Source organism: Streptomyces capillispiralis (genome assembly GCF_007829875.1).
In the GTDB taxonomy this organism is placed as follows: Bacteria; Actinomycetota; Actinomycetes; order Streptomycetales; family Streptomycetaceae; genus Streptomyces; species Streptomyces capillispiralis.
Window position 1 is genome coordinate 1,660,738 of sequence record NZ_VIWV01000001.1, and the last position, 21,039, is coordinate 1,681,776.

Annotated in this window: 17 protein-coding genes and 1 pseudogene; 10 read left to right on the forward strand and 8 right to left on the reverse strand. The window is 75.2% G+C overall.

What is annotated here, in order from left to right; all coding sequences use genetic code 11:
• Positions 1–40: 40 nt before the first annotated feature.
• The gene (locus FHX78_RS06740) at positions 41–526 is read right to left on the reverse strand and encodes an SRPBCC family protein (RefSeq protein WP_145866557.1); all 486 of its coding nucleotides are present in this window, start codon (positions 524–526) and stop codon (positions 41–43) included.
• Positions 523–951: an ArsR/SmtB family transcription factor gene (locus FHX78_RS06745; protein ID WP_229923947.1), complete on the reverse strand. Its 429-nt coding sequence runs from the start codon at positions 949–951 to the stop codon at positions 523–525. Before FHX78_RS06745 ends, FHX78_RS06740 begins: the two co-directional genes overlap by 4 nt.
• 109 nt (positions 952–1,060) lie before the next feature.
• On the opposite strand from FHX78_RS06745, the pseudogene FHX78_RS06750 reads away from it, so the two are divergent.
• From FHX78_RS06750 to FHX78_RS06765, 4 genes and pseudogenes are all read left to right on the forward strand, one after another.
• Positions 1,061–2,583: pseudogene (locus FHX78_RS06750) on the forward strand (FAD-dependent oxidoreductase).
• A 97-nt stretch (positions 2,584–2,680) separates the two neighbouring features.
• The gene (locus FHX78_RS06755) at positions 2,681–3,526 is read left to right on the forward strand and encodes a polysaccharide deacetylase family protein (RefSeq protein ID WP_145866558.1); all 846 of its coding nucleotides are present in this window, start codon (positions 2,681–2,683) and stop codon (positions 3,524–3,526) included.
• Between the two features lie 18 nt (positions 3,527–3,544).
• Positions 3,545–3,754: a hypothetical protein gene (locus FHX78_RS06760; RefSeq protein ID WP_145866559.1), complete on the forward strand. Its 210-nt coding sequence runs from the start codon at positions 3,545–3,547 to the stop codon at positions 3,752–3,754.
• A gap of 33 nt (positions 3,755–3,787) precedes the next feature.
• Complete coding sequence (locus FHX78_RS06765) at positions 3,788–4,504, forward strand: peptidyl-tRNA hydrolase (RefSeq protein ID WP_145866560.1); 717 nt, start codon at positions 3,788–3,790, stop codon at positions 4,502–4,504.
• A gap of 26 nt (positions 4,505–4,530) precedes the next feature.
• On the opposite strand, the gene uppS is transcribed toward FHX78_RS06765, so the two are convergent.
• The 4 genes from uppS to FHX78_RS06785 all read right to left on the reverse strand — a co-directional run bounded on the left by uppS (position 4,531) and on the right by FHX78_RS06785 (position 9,591).
• Positions 4,531–6,348, reverse strand: coding sequence for a polyprenyl diphosphate synthase (gene uppS / locus FHX78_RS06770; RefSeq protein WP_308439674.1), 1,818 nt, complete (start codon positions 6,346–6,348; stop codon positions 4,531–4,533).
• Positions 6,335–7,207 (reverse strand): ABC transporter permease, encoded by an 873-nt coding sequence (locus FHX78_RS06775; protein ID WP_229923948.1) that lies wholly within the window; start codon positions 7,205–7,207, stop codon positions 6,335–6,337. The genes uppS and FHX78_RS06775 overlap by 14 nt, the downstream gene beginning before the upstream one ends.
• Positions 7,204–7,791, reverse strand: a complete 588-nt coding sequence (locus FHX78_RS06780; RefSeq protein ID WP_145866561.1) for an ATP-binding cassette domain-containing protein — start codon at positions 7,789–7,791, stop codon at positions 7,204–7,206. Before FHX78_RS06780 ends, FHX78_RS06775 begins: the two co-directional genes overlap by 4 nt.
• Positions 7,792–8,073: 282 nt before the next feature.
• Entirely contained in the window at positions 8,074–9,591 is a 1,518-nt protein-coding gene (locus tag FHX78_RS06785) for a glycoside hydrolase family 76 protein (RefSeq protein ID WP_145866562.1), read from the reverse strand.
• Positions 9,592–10,009: 418 nt separating this feature from the next.
• Between FHX78_RS06785 and FHX78_RS06790 the strand changes: the two genes are divergently transcribed.
• The 4 genes from FHX78_RS06790 to FHX78_RS06805 all read left to right on the forward strand — a co-directional run bounded on the left by FHX78_RS06790 (position 10,010) and on the right by FHX78_RS06805 (position 16,217).
• Positions 10,010–12,079, forward strand: coding sequence for a neutral/alkaline ceramidase (locus FHX78_RS06790; RefSeq protein ID WP_145866563.1), 2,070 nt, complete (start codon positions 10,010–10,012; stop codon positions 12,077–12,079).
• A 224-nt stretch (positions 12,080–12,303) separates the two neighbouring features.
• Positions 12,304–13,608 (forward strand): MbnB/TglH/ChrH family RiPP precursor modification enzyme, encoded by a 1,305-nt coding sequence (locus tag FHX78_RS06795; RefSeq protein ID WP_167531705.1) that lies wholly within the window; start codon positions 12,304–12,306, stop codon positions 13,606–13,608.
• Positions 13,609–13,716: 108 nt separating this feature from the next.
• Positions 13,717–14,496 (forward strand): TIGR04222 domain-containing membrane protein, encoded by a 780-nt coding sequence (locus FHX78_RS06800; protein ID WP_145866564.1) that lies wholly within the window; start codon positions 13,717–13,719, stop codon positions 14,494–14,496.
• 89 nt (positions 14,497–14,585) lie between these two features.
• Positions 14,586–16,217 carry an alpha/beta hydrolase gene (locus FHX78_RS06805; RefSeq protein ID WP_145866565.1) on the forward strand — a complete coding sequence of 544 codons (1,632 nt, stop codon included), beginning with the start codon at positions 14,586–14,588 and terminating at the stop codon, positions 16,215–16,217.
• Here the strand turns inward: FHX78_RS06805 and hemQ are convergent, their stop codons facing one another.
• Both hemQ and hemG read right to left on the reverse strand, forming a co-directional pair.
• Positions 16,218–16,949, reverse strand: coding sequence for a hydrogen peroxide-dependent heme synthase (gene hemQ / locus FHX78_RS06810; RefSeq protein WP_145866566.1), 732 nt, complete (start codon positions 16,947–16,949; stop codon positions 16,218–16,220).
• Between the two features lie 5 nt (positions 16,950–16,954).
• On the reverse strand, positions 16,955–18,412 hold the full coding sequence (hemG, locus tag FHX78_RS06815) for a protoporphyrinogen oxidase (RefSeq protein ID WP_145866567.1): 1,458 nt from the start codon (positions 18,410–18,412) through the stop codon (positions 16,955–16,957).
• A 158-nt stretch (positions 18,413–18,570) separates the two neighbouring features.
• Between hemG and FHX78_RS06820 the strand changes: the two genes are divergently transcribed.
• Both FHX78_RS06820 and FHX78_RS06825 read left to right on the forward strand, forming a co-directional pair.
• On the forward strand, positions 18,571–19,575 hold the full coding sequence (locus tag FHX78_RS06820) for a DUF4349 domain-containing protein (RefSeq protein ID WP_145866568.1): 1,005 nt from the start codon (positions 18,571–18,573) through the stop codon (positions 19,573–19,575).
• Between the two features lie 37 nt (positions 19,576–19,612).
• A complete protein-coding gene (locus tag FHX78_RS06825; RefSeq protein WP_373313036.1) occupies positions 19,613–21,022 on the forward strand; it encodes an FAD-dependent oxidoreductase in 1,410 nt (469 codons plus the stop codon).
• Positions 21,023–21,039 lie beyond the last annotated feature (17 nt).

Consider the following 21,039-nt stretch of genomic DNA (forward strand, 5'->3'; position numbering starts at 1 on the left):
GCCCTCCGTCCCGGCCGCCGCGCGCCCCGCGCGGGCCGTCTCAGCCCGCCAGCAGGCCGTCCATCTGCCCGACGGACTGGCTCAGACCCTCGACCATGCCCATCTCGGCCAGCCGCTCCATCTGCTCCCGGGTGTCGAAGGCGGACCGCAGCTCCATGCGCGTCCCGCCGTCGTGCTCGGTGAGCGTCATCCGTACCGCGGTGGTCGGCATCTCGGGGTCGGGCCTGCCCTCCTGGTCGGAGAAGCCGTCGGTGAACTCCAGGGTGGTCGGCGGCGTCACCGAGGAGACCCGCCACCAGCCGCCGAACTTCTCGCCCTCCGGTCCGGTCATGTAGTACCTCACGCCCCCACCGGGCGTCAGGTCGTGCTCCTCGATGGTCGCCGGGTAGCTCGGCGGACCCCACCAGCGCTCCAGCAGCCGCGGGTCGGCCCACAGCTGCCACACCCGCTCCACCGGGGCGGTGAAGTCGGCGACGACGGTGAGGGTGAGCGTGTCGACGTCCTTGTCCACACGGGTGACGGTCATCTCTCCGGTCCTTTCCTGGGGTTGTCCTCGTCGTGCTCGTCGTGCTCGTCGTACTCGTTGTCCTCGGGGGCGGCGGGGGCGGCGTCACGGCCGGGGTCGTCCGCGAGCAGTCCGGACATCCGGTCCACCCGGGCCCGCCAGGCCGACTCGAGTTCGTCGAGGGCCCGCCGCGCGCGGCCCACCGCGTCGGGGTCGGTGCGCACGAGCTGCTCCCGTCCGCGTCGCTCCTTGGTGACCAGACCGGCCCGCTCCAGCACCGTGACGTGTTTCTGCACCGCGGCGAAGCTCATCGGGTACGCCGCGGCCAGACGTGACACGGACAGCTCACCCCGGACACAGCGCCGGAGTATGTCGCGTCGCGTCGCGTCGGCCAGTGCGTGGAACAGCCGGTCCACGGTGTCGTCGGTCAGCTCATCTACAACCATTTGGTTGTACGTTATCCCCGCACCCCTCCTCCCGCAACTCCTCCCCGGGGCACGGCCCTGCCGTCCCCGTCGGCCACTGAACTCGGCACACCGGGGTACTCGGCCCCACATGACGGAGAAGCAGCAGGTCAGCGGCTCGTACTGGCTCCAGAGCGCACCGGACGGCCGGCACGCCCCCCTGACCGACGACCTCGATGTCGACGTGGCCGTGATCGGCGGGGGCATCGCCGGTCTGTGCACGGCTCGGGAGCTGGCCCGGGCCGGGAAGAGCGTGGCGGTGCTGGAGGCCGGGCGGATCGCGGCCGGCGTCACCGGCCACACCACCGCCAAGATCACCGCCCTGCACACGCTGGTCTACGACAAGCTGCGCCGCACCCGGGGCAGCGAGGGCGCACGGCTGTACGCCCGTTCGCAGTCCGAGGCGATCGAGCACACCGCCGGGCTCGTGGCGGAGCTCGGCATCGACTGCGAGTGGGAGCACCGCAGCGCGTACACCTACGTCCGTGACCCGGGCCGGGCCGAGGAGCTGCGCGCGGAGGCGCGGGCCGCGCGGGAGGCGGGCCTGCCGGCCTCCTTCGTCACGGAGACCGGGCTGCCGTTCCCGGTGGCGGGCGCCGTGCGGATGACGGACCAGGCCCAGTTCCATCCGCGCAAGACCTGCTGGCCCTCGCCGGCGATCTGGTCGCGCGGGGAGGCCGCGTCCACGAGGACACCACCGTCCTGGGCCTGGAGGAGGGCACGCCCTGCCGCCTGTCGACGTCGACCGGCGCCACGGTGACGGCCCGCGACGTGGTGGTCGCCACCCACTACCCGGTCTTCGACCGGGCGCTGCTGTTCACGCGTCTCTCCCCGCGCCGCGAGCTGGTCGTCGCCGGGCCGGTCCCCGCCGGTCTGGACCCGGACGGCATGTACATCACGCCCGAGGAGGACACCCGCTCGGTCCGCACCGCCCCCTACGGCGAGGACGGCACCCGGCGCCTGCTGGTGATCACCGGCGAGCACTTCACTCCGGGCACCGGCGACACCCGGGCGCGCTTCGACCGCCTCGCCGCCTGGGCGCGCCGGCACTTCCCCGACGTGGAGCTCACCCACCGCTGGGCCACCCAGGACAACGATCCCACCGACACCGTGCCGCTGGTCGGCCCGCTGCACCCGGGCGCCAAGCACACCTACGTCGCCACCGGTTTCGGCGGCTGGGGGATGAGCGGCGGCATGATGGCGGGCCGGCTGCTCACCGCGCAGATCACCGGCGAGGAGTGCGCCTGGAGCGGGCTGTACGACCCGCGCCGGCTGGCGCCCGCCGTCCGGGAGGCGCCGTCCTTCCTCAAGCACCAGGCGCAGGTGGCCAAGCACTTCGTCGGTGACCGGCTGCGCCCCTCGCCGCCGGTGGAGGCCCTGCCGCCGGGCGAGGGCGCCGTGGTCCGGGCCGGCGGCGGCCGGCTCGCGGTCTACCGCGACGAGGACGGCACCCTGCACGCGGTCTCCCCCCGCTGCACCCACATGGGCTGCCTGGTCGACTTCAACTCCGCCGAACGGGCCTGGGAGTGCCCCTGCCACGGCTCCCGCTTCGACACGGACGGCAAGGTCATCCAGGGCCCGGCGACGCAGCCCCTGGAGCGGCGCCACCTCTGAGGCACGGGCGGGCGCACCGGCGCCCGCCCGGGTGACACCCGGCCGCCACCGGCCCGTAACCGGATCAATCACATGATCCGACTCATATCGTCATACGGTGATCACTCCCGTACGCCGAGCAGTCGCCGTGTGCGCCCTGGGCGCCGCGCTCACCGCCTGTGCCGCCACCCCGCCCGACCGCCAGCCGCCCCGCCCCGCGCCCTCCGCCTCCCCCGCCCCACCGACGTCCCCGCCCACCCTCGCCCCCGGCCCCTCCGGTCTGACCCCGGTGTTCCGCCACGGCCCCCGCAGCGACGGCAGGACGGTCGCCCTGACCTTCGACGCCGACATGACCGCCGACCAGGGCCCGAGGGCCGCGGCGGGCGAGCGCTTCGACCACCCCCGGCTCATCGCCACCCTGCGCGCGCTGAAGGTGCCGGCCACGGTGTTCATGACCGGCCGCTGGGCCGAGGAGTACCCGGACCAGGCCCGCTCCCTCGGCCGGGACCCGCTCTTCGAGGTCGCCAACCACTCCTACAGCCACTACGCGTTCACCGGCGACTGCTACGGCCTGCCGACCGTCTCCGCGGACCGGATGCGGGCGGACGTGGAGCGGGCGTACGCGGTGTTCCGGAAGGTGGGCGTGCCGGACCCGATGCCGTACTTCCGCTTCCCCGGCGGCTGCTACGACCGTGCGGCGCTGAAGGCCCTGGTCCCGGCCGGTGTCACGGCCGTGCAGTGGGACGTGGTCGGCGGCGACGCGTTCGCCACGGACGCGGAGGCGGTGGCCCGGGAGGTGCTGGACGGGGTGCGGCCGGGCTCGGTGGTCGTCCTGCACTGCACCCTCAGCGCGGCCCCGACCACGGAACGGGCCGTCCGCGCGATCGTCCCGGAGCTGCGCCGCCAGGGCTACCGCTTCGTGAAGGTCTCCGAACTGATCGCGGCCGCCGGCGGACGGGGCTGAGCGTCCTACGCTGGAGTCATGAGCGACACCGACACCGACACCGGCACCGACACCGGCGCGGACTACTGCCTGATCGACGCCTCCCGGCCGCCCCGGGCCGACGGCCCGCCGTACGCGCGCTGTGTGCTGTGCCAGGAACCGACGGAGTACCCGGAGTCGTACAAGGGCATCACCCTGTGCCCGGTCTGCGAATGGCGGGAGGCCGAGCGCACGTCCTGCTCGGGCTGACGGCACCCCCGCGCGGCTTGGCAGACTGGCCCCGTGAGCGATGACCGAACCCCTGCCGCCGGCAGCCCCTTCCGTCCCGACCCGGGCGCCCGCGACGAGGCACCCCAGTTCGTCCTGCCCCTGGTGGTCCGCATCGAGCGGGCGGCGCCCCCGCCCCGTACGGACGCGCTGGAGACGGCGGCCCGCGCGGTGCTGGTGATGCTGACCGACGCGCGCTCGACCGGCGAGGGCGAGTGGGCCCGCGCGGTCCGCGACTGGCAGGACGCCCGCATCCGCAAGGTGGTGCGCCGGGCACGCGGCGCGGAGTGGCGCCGCGCGGAGGCCCTCCCCGGCATCACGGTCACCGGCAAGTCCGCCGAGGTCCGCGTCTTCCCGCCGGTCCCCCTGGACGGCTGGCCCAAGGACCTGGCCCGCCTCCAGGTCTCCGGCACCGACCTCGACGACCCGGACCCCGCGCCCCCGGCCGACCCGGGCACCCCCGTCCTCTGGCTGAACCCCGACCTCGGCATGTCCGCCGGCAAGGCGATGGCCCAGGCGGGCCACGGCGCCCAGCTGGCCTGGTGGCAGCTGCCCGAGGAGGCCCGCGCCGCCTGGCACGCCACCGGCTTCCCCCTCGCCGTCCGCACCGCCGACCCCGCCCGCTGGCCCGCCCTGACGGCCGGCGGCCTCCCCACGGTCCGCGACGCCGGCTTCACGGAGATCGCCCCGGGCTCGTGCACGGTGGTGGCGGACCATCCGGCGCTGCGCTGAGGCCGGGGCCCGGCGCCGGCTCAGGGTCAGGGCGCGGCGCCGTGACGGCGCCGGCGCTCGCCGTACGCGGTGACGACCCGCCACAGGTCCCGTCGGTCGATGTCCGGCCAGAGGGTGTCGCTGAAGTGCAGCTCCGCGTAGGTGGCCTGCCAGGGCAGGAAGTTGGAGGTGCGCTGTTCGCTGCTGGTGCGCCACAGCAGGTCGACGTCGGGCAGGTCGGGGTGGGGCAGGTGGGCGGCGACGTCGCTCTCCTCGATGAGGACGGGATCGATGTCGCCGGCCCGCGCGGCCCGGGCGAGGGATGCCGCGGCGCGGGCTATCTCGTCGCGTCCGCCGTAGTTGACGCACAGGGTCAGGGTCAGCCGGCCGCGGGTGCGGGTGGCGTGCTCCCGGCGGCGGAGGGCGTCGACGAGGTCGGTGGGCAGGCGGCCGGGCCGGCCGGACCAGCGCAGCCGGACGTCGAGGTCCCGGTAGGGATCGGCGTCGAGCTGGTCCCGCAGGCCGGACAGGATGTGGCCGATCTCCTCGGGCTCGCGTTTCCAGTTCTCGGTGGAGAACGCGTACAAGGTCAGCCAGGGCAGGCCGATCTGCAGGGCCCCGTAGACGGTCTCGTGGACGGCGCGGACGCCGGCGCGGTGGCCTTCGGAGCGGGGCAGGCCGCGTTCGGTGGCCCACCGTCCGTTGCCGTCCATGATGACGGCGACGTGGGTGGGCATCCGGTCCGCCGGGATGCGGGGCGGCCCGATGCCGGTGGGGTGGGCCGGCGGCTCAGGGAACCCGGCCGCGCGGGGCCTCGGGACCGGACGCGCGGCGGCCGCGCCGGGCGGGCGGGCCGGGCGGGGCCCGGGAATCGTCAGCGGGGTCAGCTTCCAGGCCAAACCCGCGCGCAGGCGGGCGGGGGCGAGGATGCGGGCGCCGGCGGCGGCGCCGGGGCGCGGGACGGTGCGCAGGAGCCGGGGGCCGGCCGCGTCGACGGCGTCGAGCTGGGCGTGCAGCAGGGCCGCCATGGTGTCGAGGACGGTGGCCGGGCCGGGGTGCATGCCGCGGGTGAGGCCGGGCTGGTCCGTCCACCGGCGGGCCGTCGCGGTCAGGTGGGCGATCAGCGCGGCGACGTCGTCGCTCCAGCGGCGGTGCAGGAGGTCCTGCTCGGCTCCCGGATGGCGGGCCAGGACCTCGCCGGGCACGAACAGGCCGTCCAGGGCGAGGTCGCGGGCGAGATCGGTGAGGTCGTTGGTCAGCCGGACGCCGTCGATGAACCGCTCGTAGTCCTCCTGGTGGTCCAGGCGCAGCGCGACCGGCGCCCCGGCCCGCTCGAACAGGTCCCGGGTGAGGTCGAACCAGGGGACCAGCGTGCCCCGGCCCCAGGCGCGCCAGGCGGCCCAGTCGGCGAAGCGGCGGCCGGCCACGTCGTCGCGCACCACCTCCAGCGCGCCGCGCAGCACCGTCAGGTCCAGACGCCAGCGCCCCGCGGTGTCCACCAGGGCGTGGCGCACGGGGTCGGCGCTGCGTCCGGCCGCCAGATCGTCACCGAGAGCGGTGATCCACTCATCGACCCGGGCGGCGCGTTCCGGGACCGTGGCGAGCCGGTCGTCGGCCAGGTCGTCGACGGCGCTCGCCGCCGCCCACAGCGCCCAGCACGCCGGGCGCAGGGGGGCGGGGGTGAGCCGGATCAGCGCGTACTCGGCCGGATCCCGCCGCGTCTGCCGACGGCACACCTCGTAGGCGGCCCGCAGGGCCGGCTCCTCCGCGATCATGTACCGCCTCGCGGAGACGCCACCCGGCAGGCGTGGGCGGGGCAGGTCCGGCACGACGGTCTTCCCCCGGACGACGTCACGGATGTTCACGGTCGTCCCCCTCCGTTCGGTCGGACCGGGCGGTGTCCGGTGCGGGCCGCTGCTCGGCCGCGGTGGGCCGCCGCGGTGCGGGCAGCGGGCGGGGCCGGGCCGGCAGGGCGGTCCGGGTGCGGTGGCGAAAGGCGAGCAGACCGACCAGGGCCGCCGCGGCGAACCAGGCCAGCTGGACGGCCAGGTACGCGGGCACGGCGCTGTCGGAGAAACCGGCGGCGGTGGCCGCCTGCATCGCCCCGTAGGAGGGCAGCAGCCGCAGGACGGGACTGTCGGCGCCCGCGCTCGAGATGGGGTTCTGCAGGGCCAGGTCGATGATGCTGGTCATGGTGATGGCGAACATGCCCTCGACCTCCCGGCGCAGCAGGGAGCCGAATCCGACACCGAGGACGCCGTAGGTCAGTCCCGCTGCGAACAGGGCCGCCGCCAGGAGAGCCGGCCGGCGCGGTGACCAGGTCAGGCAGGTGACCACGGTGGCGTAGGCGGAGACCACCGCGGAGGCCGCGACGAGCCCCGCCACCTTGGCCGCGACCAGATGCGCGCGGGGGAAGCCGGCCATCGCCAGGCGTTTGTCGAACCCGCCGGAGCCGAACGTCGCGGCGAACATCAGGAACCCGGTGATCAGCGTGACCGCGTTCAGCGCGCCGCTGATCTCGGTCAGCTCGTTGCCGTGGGGCGTGAGCCACTGCCCGGTGGCCCGCAGCCGTATCCGGGCCGGGTCGTCGGGCATGACCTGGTAGGCGAGCGTCGTCCACAGCGGCAGGAAGAGCGCCACCAGCACCATGGCGAACCGGTTGCGGGCGTGTTCGGTCAGCGCGTACCGGGTGGCCGTGGCGAAGAGCGCCAGGTGCGTCCTCACTCCGGGACCACCGCCGCGTGGAGCGTTCCGCCGTCGAGGCGCCACAGCTCGTCCAGGCGCTCGGTGTCCCACGCCAGGTGCGAGACGACCAGCACCGAGCGCCCCCGGTCGCGCAGCCGGACCGCCAGCTCCCAGAACCGCAGGTACGTCTCCCAGTCGAAGCCCTGGTACGGCTCGTCCAGCAGCACCACCTGCGGATCGTGCATCAGCGCCAGCGTCAGGTTCAGCTTCTGCCGCGTGCCGCCGCTGAGCACCCCCGCCCGCTCGCCGGCGTACGCGGCGAAGCCCAGGACCTCCACGAGTTCCTCGGCGTACCGCAGATCGGGCAGCCGGAACGCCGCACGGAAGAAGTCCAGGTGCTGTCGGACCGTCAGCGCGTCGTTCAGCACCACCTGCTGCGGGCAGTAGCCCAGCCGGCCGCTGTGCCGGACCGTGCCGCCCTTCGGCCGCAGTTCCCCCGCGAGGATCTTCAGCAGGGTCGACTTCCCGGCACCGTTCTCCCCGACGACTCCGGCGATCACGCCGCTCCCCAGCCGCAGATCGACCCCGCGCAGCACCGCCCGCCGCCGATAGGCGTGCCGCACGCCCACCACCTCCACCCCGGCCCCTCCCCCTCGCCCCCCGCGGACACGCGTCCGCCCGGCAGGCCCAACGAGGACCCCCGACGAAGGGCACGGGCGGCCGGCACGGTGGCCGATTGCCGCCGGATGGCCTGATGACGCCCCTTGGGGTGACGTCGTGGCGGTCGCTCCGGAGGTGACGGCCCGGTCGGGCACCCGGCGGCTCCGGGGCCCGCGCAAGCCCTCCGCCTCGCACTGCGGGCGGGGGGCTTGCGCGGGCCGCCGCCGCTTCTTGCCCCGGTCCGGTCAGGAGGCGGCGTTGAACAGGTCCACGGCGCTGTGCTGACGGGCCGCGTCCACCCGGTCGAGGGGGCCGTACCAGCGCAGCCCGTACTGGTCGAGGGCGTTGCGGTCGCTCGCGTGGGCGCGGTCGGCCTGGCGGCGCAGGTAGGCGGTGTACGGGTGGTCCGGGAGGACGGAGTCGAGTTCGTCCAGCCCCCGCACGTGCGCCCCCTTGAACGACGGTCCGTCCGCCCCGCAGTCACCGCTCTCGCACGGGTCGCGCAGGATGCCGTCCGCCGTGTGGAGGGCGGACGAGGTGGTGGCGGCGTCGGCGATCCGCCGTGCGCCGGTGAGCAGCGCGCCGTCGCCCGTCGCCCGGTACAGCTCGGTCAGCGCGCCGAGGAGGACGCCCTGGTTGTACGACCACACCGTGTCGCCGTTGTTGCGGCAGGTGCCCAGGTCGATGCCGTCGTTGACCAGCTGCGAGCCGTTCACCATGCCGGTGCCCCGGAACCAGGACCAGCCGGCCCGCGCCCGCTCCAGATACGTCCTGTCGCCCGGCATCCGGTTGTGCAGGGCGGCGTTGAGCTGGATGTAGAGGGAGTTCGAGATGGCGTTCTTGTACGTGCGGGCGGTGCTCCACCACACCCCGCCGCCGCACGTGCCGTCCCAGTACGCGGCCATGTGGTCGGCGTCCGCACGGGCGGTGGCGAGGTAGCGGCTGTCGCCGGTCAGGTCGTAGGCGGCCACCCAGGCCAGTCCCCACCAGCCGGTGTCGTCGATGTAGTCGTTGCGGAACTGCCCGTCCCGCGCGTTCACGTTCAGGTCGTAGGTGCGGGCGATGGCGTACCGGTAGCTGCCCATGCCCGTGGCGCGGATGTTGTCGATGACGGCCGTGAGGGCGTTCGCCGAGTTCCACCAGCCGGTGGTGTCGAACAGGCCCGTCGCGTAGTCGTAGGACGTCATCAGGGCGGTGGCCGCGGCGGTGCCGCGGCTGCCGGCGTTCCAGGTGGTGCGGGCCCAGGGGGTGCAGGCGATCTCCGGGCGGTCGCCGGCCTTGCCGCAGGCCCGCAGCGCGCCGACGCCATGGGCGGCCCAGTCGTCCACGTTGTACATGAGGGTGCGCCATCCGCGCTGTCCCGCGGGCACGGTGGTGTGGCCGAGCCGGCTCCCCGAGCTCCAGGTCCGGCCGCCGTCGAAGGAGCGGTCGAGCCAGACCTCGTCGCCCGGGCCGCCGTTGCCGAGGGACGCCCAGCCCATCGCGTCGGCGTCGTCGAAGTGCAGGACGACGGACCGCGCGTGGACGGTCGCCGTGACGGGCGCGCGGTCCCCGGGGGCGAGGGCGGGGTCGCGGCCGTCGCAGTACTTGTTGCAGATGCCCGCCGCGGCGGCCCCGGTGGTGGCGGCGGCTCCGGTCGCGGCGGTGGTCTTGGTCGCCGTGCCGCCGGCGGACGCGGACTGCGGCAGCAGCGCGCACAGGGCAACAGCGAGGGCGAGGGCGGCGGCGGGCTGCCATCGGCTGAGTCTTCGGACGGAACGCATGGGCGGACTGCTCCCTGTCTGGGGCGCCTCCCTGCCCGGATGTCACCGGAGGTGACCGTACCGGCCCGACGACGGGGTGGGGCGGACCGGTGGACGGGGCGGGGTGTGCGGCGGAGGTGGGGGGTGAGAGCGCTCTCGCAACCTAGTACCGAGTGTGGGGGGCGTCAACGAGCCGGGTGCGCGGAGGAGTTGCCCCGTGGGTGCGGTGACCGGCCGGCACACCTCTTGCGGCGGCTGTGGCGTGCGGTGTACGAATGACGGCGCAGAACCTGAACGGTGTTCACGTTCGCGCGGGCGTCATGGCGCGCGAGCTCCCTTCACGAACCGTCAGGCCCGGGCAGGTGGCGATCCCACCGGCACGCGCGCCCACGTTCCATCGGCGCGCCGCCGCGGGCCGATCGAGCCGGAGGAGCAGCAGATGTCCGCGGAACGCCCCGTTCACCCCCGGCGTACGGTCCTGCGCGCGGGTGCCCTCACCGGCCTCGGCCTGGCGGGCGCCCACCTGGCCGCCCCGGGCCCGGCCACCGCCGCCGCGGAGACCGCCGGGGAGACCGGCGGCTATCTCGTCGGCCGGGGTCTGGCCGACGCCACCGGTGAGGTCGCCGAGGTCGGGATGATGGGCTACGGCCGGTTCGACCAGCAGGCCGCCGGGCTGCACACCCGGCTGCGGGCGCGGGCGTTCGTCGTGGCCGACCGGGCGAGCGGCCGCCGGGTCATGCTGATCGTCGCCGACTCGCCGATGATCTTCGACAGCGTGCACCGGGCGGTACTGCGGCGGCTCGCGGAGGCGTACGGCCGGCTCTACACCGAGCAGAACGTGCTGATCACCGCCACCCACACGCACGCCGGCCCCGGCGGATATTCACACCACCTGCTCTACAACACGACCACGTTCGGCTTCCACCGCAAGACCTTCGAGGCCGTGGCGGACGGCCTGTTCGAGGCCGCGCAGCGCGCCCACGACGACCTGGCCCCCTCCGGCCTGGTGCTCAGCCACGGCACCCTGACCGGGGCCAGCGTCAACCGCTCCCGTCCGGCCTTCGACCGCAACCCCGCGGCCGACCGCGACCACTTCCCCGACGCCATCGACCCGCACACCACACTGCTGCGGGTGGAGCGGGAGGGCCGGACGGTCGGCGCCGTCAACTGGTTCCCGGTGCACGCCACCGGCATGTCCGGCGACAACCGCCTCATCAGCGCGGACAACAAGGGGTACGCGGCCTACCACTGGGAGCGCGAGGTCCACGACGTCGACTACCTGGCCGACGGCTCCCCCGCGTTCGTCTCGGCGTTCGCCCAGACCAACAGCGGCGACATGTCGCCCAACCTGGACCTGCGCCCGCCCACCACACCCGCCGACTTCGAGCTCACCCGCGCGGGCGGACTGCGGCAGTACGAGGCCGCCGCGGCCCAGCTGGACACGGCCGGGGTCCGGCTGGACGGGCCGGTGGACTCCCGGCTGGTCTACGTCGACCTCTCCGACGTCGAGGTGCGCCCCGAGTTCACCGGCGACGGACGGACCCACCGCACCTCCAAGCCCTGCGTCGGCGCGTCCATGGCGGCGGGCAGCATGGAGGACGGGCCGGCCTTCCCCGGGTTCCAGGAGGGCGAGAACCCCTTCTGGGACGCCGTCTCCGACTCCGTGATCTACACGGTGTCGCCGGAACTCGCCCAGGCGCAGGCACCGAAGGACGTCTTCGTCCCCATCGGGGAGATGAACCGCCTCTACCCGTGGGTGCAGGAGCGGGTGCCGGTGATGCTGGTGCGCATCGGCCGCCTCCACCTCATCGGCATCCCGGGCGAGGTCACCATCTGCGCGGGTCTGCGGCTGCGGCGCACGGTCGCGGAGATCGTCGGCGCGGACCTCGACGACGTCCTGGTCGCCGGGTACTCCAACGCGTACTTCCACTACCTGACCACCCCCGAGGAGTACGACGCCCAGCAGTACGAGGGCGGCAGCACGCTCTTCGGGCGCTGGCAGCTCCCGGCGCTCCAGCAGACCGCGGCCGAGCTGGCCACCGCGCTGCGCGACGGGACGGACCTCCCCCTCGGCCCGAAGCCGCCGGACCTGTCCGGCTCGGTGCTCTCGCTGCAGCCGGGGGTGGTGCTGGACGCGCCGCCGGCCTTCCGGAAGTTCGGGGACGTGCTGGTGGCGCCGCGGGAGAACTACCGGGCCGGTGAGCGGGCCGAGGTCGTCTTCGCGGGCGCCCACCCGGGCAACGACCTGCACCGCGGGGAGACGTATCTGGAGGTCCAGCGCCAGGAGTCCGGCGGGACCTGGCGCACCGTCGCCGACGACGGCGACTGGGCGACCCGCTTCCACTGGAAGCGCGACGGGATCGCCGCCTCCCAGGTCACCGTCACCTGGGACGTCCCGCAGGGGACCGCCCCCGGTGCCTACCGGATCGTGTACCACGGGGACGCGAAGAGCGCCTTCGGCGCCGTCACCCCGTTCACCGGCACGTCCCCCGCCTTCACCGTGCGGTGACCCCGGGTCCGGGGCGCCGGACGGCACCTCCCGCCGCACTCCCCCGCCCGCCGGGCGCGTCCGGCCCCGCGACGCGGCCCGAAGCTCAAATGTTCCTCTGAAGGTGCCCGGTACGGGGTTCGGGCGCCCGGCCCGGGGCCATACCCCCGTCACGTCCGTAAGCGACGTCCGGCGGGGGCCGGCACGGCCGGGTGACCGGGGGAAGCCGGGCGGAGGAGGCGACGATGGTGCGACTGGGGACGGGGATCGGGTGGCGGCCGGAGATCGCCGGGGCCGTGGAGGAGATGCCGGGCATTGAATGGGTCGAGGCCGTGGCCGAGAACGTCTGCCCCGGGCATCTGCCCGAGTCGCTGGTGCGGTTGCGCGAGCGCGGGGTGACCGTCGTACCGCACGGGGTCTCGCTGGGGCTGGGCGGTGCCGAGCGCCCGGACGAGGGGCGGCTGGCCGCCCTCGCCGAGCGGGCCACGGCCCTCGGGTCGCCGCTGGTCACCGAGCACATCGCGTTCGTGCGGGCGGGCGGGCCGCCGGCCGACGCGCCGCGGCTCGAGGCCGGGCACCTGCTGCCGGTGCCGCGCACCCGCGACGCCCTCGGCGTCCTCTGCGAGAACGTCCGCATCGCCCAGGACGCGCTGCCCGTCCCGCTCGCCGTGGAGAACATCGCCGCGCTGATCTCGTGGCCGGGCGAGGAGATGACCGAGGGACAGTTCCTGTACGACCTGGCCGACCGGACGGGCGTACGCCTCCTCATCGATGTCGCCAACCTGCACACCAACCACATCAACCGGGGCGAGGACCCGGCCCTGGCGCTCGCCGAACTGCCCCTGGAGGCCCTCGCCTACGTCCATGTCGCGGGCGGTTTCGAGCGGGACGGGGTGTGGCACGACAGCCACGCCCACCCCGTCCCGGAGCCCGTGCTCGACATCCTCGCCGACCTCGCCTCGCGGGTCTCGCCTCCCGGCGTGCTGCTGGAGCGGGACGAGAACTTCCCCGAACCCGCCGAACTGGAGGCCGAGTTGGGGGCGGTCCGGGCTGCCCTGGAGCGGGGCGGGCGGGCGCGCGGCGAGGTGACGGCGGTCGGGGCCGGGACCCCGCGGCCGGGGACCGGCGGCGGGGCGGAGGCCCGGCGGCGGCTGGCGCTCGCGCAGACCGCCGTGCTGTCCGCGCTGACCGCCGGGGCGCCCGTGCCCGACGGGTTCGACCCGGTGCGGATGGGGGTGCAGGCGCGGGCGCTCGCCGCCAAGCGGGCCGATGTGGTCGCCAAGGTGGCGCCCGAGCTGCCGGTGGTCCTCGGCGCGGAGTACCGGCCCGCCTTCCTCGCGTACGCCCGGGTGACGCCGATGACCGACGGCTACCGCAGGGACGCGCTGGACTTCGTCGAGCACCTGCTCGTGGAGGGGCGGCCGGACGACGGGCGGGCGCGGCGCGCGCTGCGGGAGTGGTGGCTGGACCGCTCGGGTCCGAAGCCGCGGTCGCACCGGCCGGCGGCGCGGCTGGCCCGGGCCGCGCGGCGGGTGCTGCCGCGCCGCTGACCGGAATCGACCGCGACCACCGAACGGAACGTCACATACCGACAACACTCCGTCCGGATGGTGAACAGGGCATGGTGTTTCCGCGACCGTGTCCCTTACAAACAAGTCATGTTCTGGGTCCCCCTGCTGCTCCTGGCCTGGGCCGTCGCCGGTGTGGCGTGCCTGCGGCTGTGCCTGGCCGCCGTGCGCGGCGCCGCCGCGGCCGGCCCGGACACGGAACCCGGGCACGGTCTGACGCTGTACGAGGCCGCGTTCCTGTCCGGCGGCCCCGGGCGGGTCGCCGACGTCACGCTCGTGGCGATGGCGCGCCAGCGGCGGCTGCTGCTGGCGCACACCGGCTGGGCGACGGTGGTCGACCCGCGCGGGCGCGACGAGATGGAGCGGTCGGTGATAGGGGCGATAGGACCGCAGGGCCAGTCGCCCATCGCGCCGGTGCGGTCCGCCGCGGCGACCGCGGACGCCGTGCACGGGATCGCCGAACGGCTGGTCACCGCCGGACTGGCGGTCCCCGACGGGGCCGGAACGACGGTCGCGGACGCCGTGCGGCAGGTGCGGTTCGCCGCGTCGGCGGTGGCCGGGCTCGGGGCGGCCGCCCTGCTGATGCCGGTGCCGTCGGACCTGGCGCGCCCCCTGGTCGCCCTGTGGTTCGCGCTGCCGCTGGTCCTCACCCTGGGCTGCCTGGCCATCGCGCGGTTCGAGGTCCACCCGTACTCGCGCTGGGCCTCCCCGGCCGGTCAGCGGCTGCTGGACGCGCTGCCCCGGGCCGCCGGGGACGCCGCCGACGACCGCGCGTACCTCACCTCGGTCGCGGTGCGCGGCATCCGGGCGGTGGGCGAACCGGAGCTGCGCGCGGCCCTCGCGCACCGGGAGCGCCACCGGGGCCCTTGACGCCGACACCCCGGCCGACGGTGCTTGCCTCGGACCACCACGGAACGAAACATCCCTTTTGTCGCCTCCGTGCACCGAAGGGAACACCGATGAGAACTGCCGTCGTCCACGCGGCCGCCGGGTCCTTGCTGCTCACCGCCCTGGCCGCCGCCCCGGCCGGCGGCGCCCCGCGGACCCCGGCCGCCGCCCCCGGCGCCGCCGAACTGCGCGGCACCGCCGTGGCCGCCGCCCGCGCCGCGGACCGGCGCATCGACTTCGGCCCCTGCCCCGCGGCACAGGACCTTCCGGAGACCGTCCAGTGCGGCACCGTACGCGTCCCGCTCGACTACGCCCGCCCCGACGGCCGGCAGATCGAACTCACCGTCAGCCGTGTCCGGGCCACCGGCAAGGACCCGGACAACGGCAAGCGCCAGGTGCCCCGGCAGGGCTCCCTGGTCCACAACCCGGGCGGGCCGGGCGCCAGCGGCATGTACTTCCCCCTGATGGGCGTGCTCCCCGCGTTCAAGCGCGTCGCGGCCGCCTACGACCTCGTCGGCTACGCGCCGCGCGGGGTGGGCCGCTCCGCCCCGCTGTCCTGCACGGACCCGGGGACGTTCGCCCAGGACCCCACGGAGGCGCCGGCCCACCCCTCGAAGACGTACAAGGCGGAACGTCTCGCGCGGGCCGAGGCGTACGCGCGGAGCTGCGCCGAGCGGGCCGGGGACGCGCTGAAGCACTACCACTCGCTCAACAACGCCCGTGACCTGGACGTCCTGCGCGCCGCGCTCGGCGAGAACCGGCTGACCTTCCTGGGGTCGTCCTACGGCACGTACTTCGGGGCGCTGTACGCCACGCTCTTCCCCTCCCACGTGCGGCGCATGGTGTTCGACTCGGCGGTGAACCCGGACCCGGAGCGGATCTGGTACCGCAACAACCTCGACCAGTCGGCGGCGTTCGAGGACCGCTGGGCGGACTTCCGGGCCTGGGCCGCCCGGCACGACGACGTGTACGGGCTCGGCGCCACCGCGCGCGAGGTGCAGGCCAGTTACGAGCGGGCGAGCGCGCGGCTGGCGAAGGAGCCGGCGGGCGGGAAGGTCGGTCCGGGCCAGTTGCAGGCGGCGTTCCTGAAGGCCGGGTACTACGACGACCACTGGCCGCACCGCGCGCACGCGCTGTCGGCGTACCTCGAGGGGGATCCCGGACCGCTGGTCGAGCAGGCGCGGACCCATCCGGAGGCGGCGGCGGAGGCGGAGAACGCGCGGGCGGTGTACCTCGCCGTGGAGTGCAACGACGCGCCCTGGCCGACGGACTGGGCGGTGTGGGACCGGGACAACACCCGGCTGGCGCGCCGGGCGCCGTTCGAGACCTGGGCGAACGTGTGGACCAATCTGCCCTGCGCCTCCTGGCCGGCGCCCCGGCAGCGGCCGCTGGACGTGCGCGCCGGACGGGGCGAGCTGCCGCCGACGCTGATCCTGGCGGCCGAGCGGGACGCGGCCACCCCCTACGACGGTGCGCTGGAGCTGCACCGGAGGCTGGCGGGTTCGGCGCTGGTCACGGAGCGGGACGCGGGCAGCCACGGCCTCGCCGGCGGCCCCAACGCCTGCGTGAACGGCCACCTGGAGGCGTACCTGCTCACCGGGCGGGTCCCGGGACGGCGCGCCTCCTGCGCACCGCACCCGGAACCGGAGCCGAGGCCCCGGCTGGCACAGCGGCCGGCCGAAGCGCTCCGGCCGGCCGTCTGATCAGGCCAGGCCCGCGACGAGTTCCGCGATGTCCTTGCGGCGGCCGGTGTAGAACGGAACCTCCTCGCGGACGTGCATCCGCGCCTCGGAGCCGCGCAGGTGGCGCATGAGGTCGACGATGCGGTGCAGTTCGTCGGCCTCGAAGGCGAGGATCCACTCGTAGTCGCCGAGGGAGAACGAGGCGACCGTGTTGGCGCGCACGTCGGGGTAGCCGCGGGCCATCTTGCCGTGGTCGGCGAGCATGCGGCGGCGGTCCTCGTCGGGCAGCAGGTACCAGTCGTAGGACCGCACGAACGGGTAGACGCTCACGTAGTCGCGGGGCGTCTCGTCGGCGAGGAACGCGGGGATGTGCGCGCGGTTGAACTCGGCGGGGCGGTGCAGCGCCATGTTCGACCAGACCGGCTCCAGCGCGCGGCCGAGCCTGGTGCGGCGGAACAGGTTGTACGCCTCCTGGAGCTGGTCGGCGGTCTCGGCGTGCCACCAGATCATGAGGTCGGCGTCCGCGCGCAGGCCCGACAGGTCGTAGGTGCCGCGGATCGTGACGTCCTTGGCGGCGAGGGCGTCGAACAGCTCCTGGACCTCGTCGGCGTACCCGGCGCGGTCCTCCGGCAGGACGTCCTTCAGTCGGAAGACGGACCAGAGGGTGTAGCGGATGACCTCGTTGAGGTCCTTGGCCAGCTTGCCCTTGTTCGGGATCCGGTCGGGGGCGGGGGTGGTGGCGTCGTCACTCATGTCCCTCATTCTCCCGCTCCTCCGTGAAGGCTCTGCACCGGGTCGGCGGTGAGCCGCCGCACCGCGCGCAGGTCGCCCTGGATCTGGTCGGCGGCGGCGTGGGCGCTCGCGATGCAGGCGGGGACGCCGACGCCGTCGTAGGCCGCGCCGCACACGGCCAGCCCGGCGAGGCCCGCGAGGTGCTCGCGGACGCGGGCCACGCGCGCGTGGTGGCCGACGGGGTACTGGGGCAGGCCGTCCTGCCAGCGGGTGACGCGCGCCTCGACCGGGGCGGCGGCCAGACCGGTGGCCGCCCGCAGGTCCTGCCGCGAGACCTCGACGAGGCCGGCGTCGTCGCGGCCGAGGATCTCCGTCTCGCCGTGGCGGCCCACGGAGGTGCGCAGCACCACCAGGTCCGGGTTCTCCTCCGCGATCCAGTCCCACTTGTGGGAGGCGAAGGTGGACGCCTTGATGGTGCGGCCGTCGACGGGCGGCACCAGGAACCCGCTGCCCTCGGGCAGATCGGTCTCCGCGCGGCGGTAGGCGAGGGTGATCAGCGCCATGGAGGCGTACTCGACGGCGGCCAGCTCGGCGGCGGCGCCGGGGGCCTCGGCGCGCAGCAGCCGGGCGGCGGCCGGGGCGGGTACGGCGACGACGACCGCGTCGGCGTCCAGGACCCGGCCCCCGGCGGTGACCCGCCAGCCGTCCTCCGGGGCGCGGCGCAGCCCGGTGACCGGCGTGCCGGTGAGGATCTCCGCGCCCTGCGCCCGCAACGACGCGGCGACCGCGAGCGGGAGGGTGCCCACGCCGCCCGCGATGCCCATGAAGACGGGGCCCGCCTGCGGGGCGGCGGCGGACTTCGCCTGGATCTCGCGGACCGCCTCGGTGAGCGAGGTGTGGGCGCGGGCGGCCCGGAAGAGCTGGGGGACCGCCGAGCGCATCGAGATGCGGTAGGCGTCGCCCGCGTACACCCCGCCCAGCAGGGGCTCCACCAGCCGGTCGACGACCTCGCGGCCCAGGCGCGCCGCCACGTACGCGCCGACGGCCACGTCGTCGCCGACCTCCGTGCGGGGCAGGTCCGCGTCCCGCCCGATCCGGGCGAGCCCCTCGTCGGACAGCACCCCGGCGAGGGCGGCGGCCGTCCCGGGGACGCCCATGACATGGCCCTTGGGCATGGGGCGCAGCGCGCCGCGGGTCCACAGCGAGGCGGTCGCGGTGGCCGGGGGCCGGAGCCGGTCGGCGAGGCCCACCTCCCGGGCGAGGGCGACCGCCTCGGGGCGGCGGGCCAGCAGGGACTCCGCGCCGAGGTCGACCCGGGCGCCCGCGATCTCGCCGGGCAGCAGCTTGCCGCCCACCCGGTCCGAGGCCTCCAGCACGGTCACCCGCGCCCCGCGCCGCACCAGCCGGTGCGCGGCGGCCAGCCCGGCGATTCCGGCTCCGATGACGACGACCCGCCGGCCGTCGTCCGCATGTGATCCGCTCATGGCTCCACCTTCTCAGACGCCGCCTGCCCGTCCGCCTCGGCGGTGTGGCCCCGCCGAGTCCGTTCCGTGACCGCTTCGGGACCGTTCGGCGCCAACGAACCGCACCCGGGCGGCGTCGAAGGAACGTCAGTCACCACCGGAGCCCGGGGGAAGCCCAGATGCGCACACGACGATCCGTACGACCCGCCCACGCCCTGGCCGGCGTCCTGCTGGCGGCGGCCCTCGCCGTCACCGGGTGCAGCGGTGGGGGCGACTCCTCGGCCGGCTCCTCGGCCGCCGACGACAAGGCCGCCGCCGCCCCGGCGGAGGGCCGGGCGGCGGACGAGGGCGCGCGGCAGGGCGCCCCCGGCGGCGCGGCGGACGGCGCCCGGGCGACCGCGCCGCCGAAGGCGGCCGCGACCCACGTCATCCGCACCGCCTCGCTCACCGTGCGGGTCGAGGACGTCCCGGAGGCGCTGGAGGAGGCCCGCGCGGCGACCGGGAACGCGGGCGGCTACGTCGGCGACGAGACCACCGTCCGGGACGGGGACGGTCACGAGCACACGCGCGTGGTGCTGCGCGTGCCGGTCGCCGAGTACGAGGAGGTCCTGGCCGCGCTGGAGGGCACCGGCAAGCTGCTGGAGCGCAACGCCAAGGCGGAGGACGTCACCGATCAGGTCGTCGACGTGGAGAGCCGGATCACCTCGCAGCGCGCCAGCGTGGCCCGGATCCGCGAGCTGATGGACCGGGCCACCAGGCTCAGTGACGTGGTCACCCTGGAGGGCGAGCTGAGCAGTCGTCAGGCCGATCTGGAGGCCCTGCTCGCCCAGCAGGCGTCCCTGAAGGACCGTACGAGCCTGGCCACCATCACCCTGGAGCTGTCCGAGAGGCCGCGGCAGGAGGCGGCGCCGAAGGACGACGACCCCGGCTTCGTGGACGCGCTCACGGGCGGCTGGGAGGCGTTCGTGACGATGCTGCGCTGGCTGGCGGTCGCGGTCGGCGCGGTGCTGCCGTTCGCCGCGGCGGCCGCGCTGCTGGTCCTGCTGTGGCTGAAGGCCGTACGCCCCCGGCTGCCGCGGCGCCCGCGGACGGTGCCGGCGATGCCCGCCGCCGGGCCCCTGCCCGCCGCCCGGCCGGCGCCGGAGCCGGGGCGCGGCGGCACGCGGGAGGGCGGGGAGGGCTGAGCGGATCCGGAACGCCCCGCCGCCGTAGCGTGTTCGCATGAGCATGAGCATGGGCACGAGCGGCGCGGGGAGCGCGAGGGAACGCCTGGTGGTGATCGGCGGTGACGCCGCGGGGATGTCCGCGGCGTCACAGGCCCGCCGGCTGAGGGGCCCGGACGAGCTGGAGATCGTGGCGTTCGAACGCGGCCACTTCACCTCCTACTCGGCCTGCGGCATCCCCTACTGGGTGGGCGGCGACGTCGGCGACCGGGACCTGCTGATCGCGCGCACGCCCGAGGAGCACCGCGCGCGGGACATCGATCTGCGGCTGCGCACCGAGGTCACGGAACTCGACCTCGACCGGGGGCGGGTGCGCGCGCGGGACCTGGAGTCCGGCGCCGAGTCCTGGACGTCGTACGACAAGCTCGTCATCGCGACGGGCGCGCGGCCGATCCGTCCGGAGCTGCCCGGCATGGACGCCCCCGGGGTGCACGGCGTGCAGACCCTGGACGACGGGCAGGCCCTGCTCGACACCCTGGCGCGCACCGGGGGGCGCCGCGCGGTCGTGGTGGGCGCCGGGTACATCGGCGTGGAGATGGCCGAGGCGATGATCCACCGCGGCTACGAGGTGACGGTCGTCAACCGCGGCCCGCAGCCCATGGCCACCCTCGACCCCGACATGGGGCGCCTGGTGCACGAGGCGATGGAGGGCATGGGCATCACCATGGTGAACGACGCCGCCGTCACCTCACTGCCGACGGGCGACGACGGCCGTGTGCGGGCGGTGGCAACCGAGGACGGGCGGTTCCCGGCGGACGTGGTGGTCCTCGGCATCGGGGTGCGGCCCGAGACGGACCTCGCCCGGGCGGCGGGGCTGCCCCTGGGCGAGCACGGCGGGCTGCTGACGGACCGTTCGATGCGGGTGCGGGGGCACGAGAACGTCTGGGCGGGCGGCGACTGCGTGGAGGTGCTGGACCTGGTCTCCGGCCAGCAGCGGCACATCCCGCTGGGCACGCACGCCAACAAGCACGGCCAGATCATCGGCGCCAACGTCGGCGGCGGCTACGCCACCTTCCCCGGAGTGGTGGGCACGGCGGTCAGCAAGGTGTGCGACCTGGAGATCGCGCGCACCGGGCTGCGGGAGAAGGACGCCCGCCGCGTGGGCCTGCGGTTCGAGTCGGTCACCGTCGAGTCGACCAGCCGCGCGGGCTACTACCCGGACTCCTCGCCCATGACGGTCAAGATGCTCGCGGAACTGCGCACGGGCCGTCTCCTGGGCGTCCAGATCGTCGGCCGGGAGGGGGCGGGCAAGCGGGTGGACATCGCGGCGGTCGCCCTCACCGCCGCGATGACGGTGGAGCAGATGACGGCCCTGGACCTCGGCTACGCCCCGCCCTTCTCCCCCGTCTGGGACCCGGTGCTGGTGGCCGCCCGCAAGGCGACGGCGAGGATCCGGGGCGCCGGGTGAGCCAAGCGGGGCGGGCG

What these genes read in the sequence shown, in the direction of transcription:
- FHX78_RS06740 (WP_145866557.1), bottom strand. Translation starts at nt 526, where the DNA reads ATGACCGTCACCCGTGTGGACAAGGACGTCGACACGCTCACCCTCACC.
- FHX78_RS06745 (WP_229923947.1), bottom strand. Translation starts at nt 951, where the DNA reads ATGGTTGTAGATGAGCTGACCGACGACACCGTGGACCGGCTGTTCCAC.
- FHX78_RS06760 (WP_145866559.1), top strand. Translation starts at nt 3,545, where the DNA reads ATGAGCGACACCGACACCGACACCGGCACCGACACCGGCGCGGACTAC.
- FHX78_RS06785 (WP_145866562.1), bottom strand. Translation starts at nt 9,591, where the DNA reads ATGCGTTCCGTCCGAAGACTCAGCCGATGGCAGCCCGCCGCCGCCCTC.
- FHX78_RS06790 (WP_145866563.1), top strand. Translation starts at nt 10,010, where the DNA reads ATGTCCGCGGAACGCCCCGTTCACCCCCGGCGTACGGTCCTGCGCGCG.
- FHX78_RS06795 (WP_167531705.1), top strand. Translation starts at nt 12,304, where the DNA reads ATGGTGCGACTGGGGACGGGGATCGGGTGGCGGCCGGAGATCGCCGGG.
- FHX78_RS06800 (WP_145866564.1), top strand. Translation starts at nt 13,717, where the DNA reads ATGTTCTGGGTCCCCCTGCTGCTCCTGGCCTGGGCCGTCGCCGGTGTG.
- FHX78_RS06805 (WP_145866565.1), top strand. Translation starts at nt 14,586, where the DNA reads ATGAGAACTGCCGTCGTCCACGCGGCCGCCGGGTCCTTGCTGCTCACC.
- hemQ (WP_145866566.1), bottom strand. Translation starts at nt 16,949, where the DNA reads ATGAGTGACGACGCCACCACCCCCGCCCCCGACCGGATCCCGAACAAG.
- hemG (WP_145866567.1), bottom strand. Translation starts at nt 18,412, where the DNA reads ATGAGCGGATCACATGCGGACGACGGCCGGCGGGTCGTCGTCATCGGA.
- FHX78_RS06820 (WP_145866568.1), top strand. Translation starts at nt 18,571, where the DNA reads ATGCGCACACGACGATCCGTACGACCCGCCCACGCCCTGGCCGGCGTC.
- FHX78_RS06825 (WP_373313036.1), top strand. Translation starts at nt 19,613, where the DNA reads ATGAGCATGAGCATGGGCACGAGCGGCGCGGGGAGCGCGAGGGAACGC.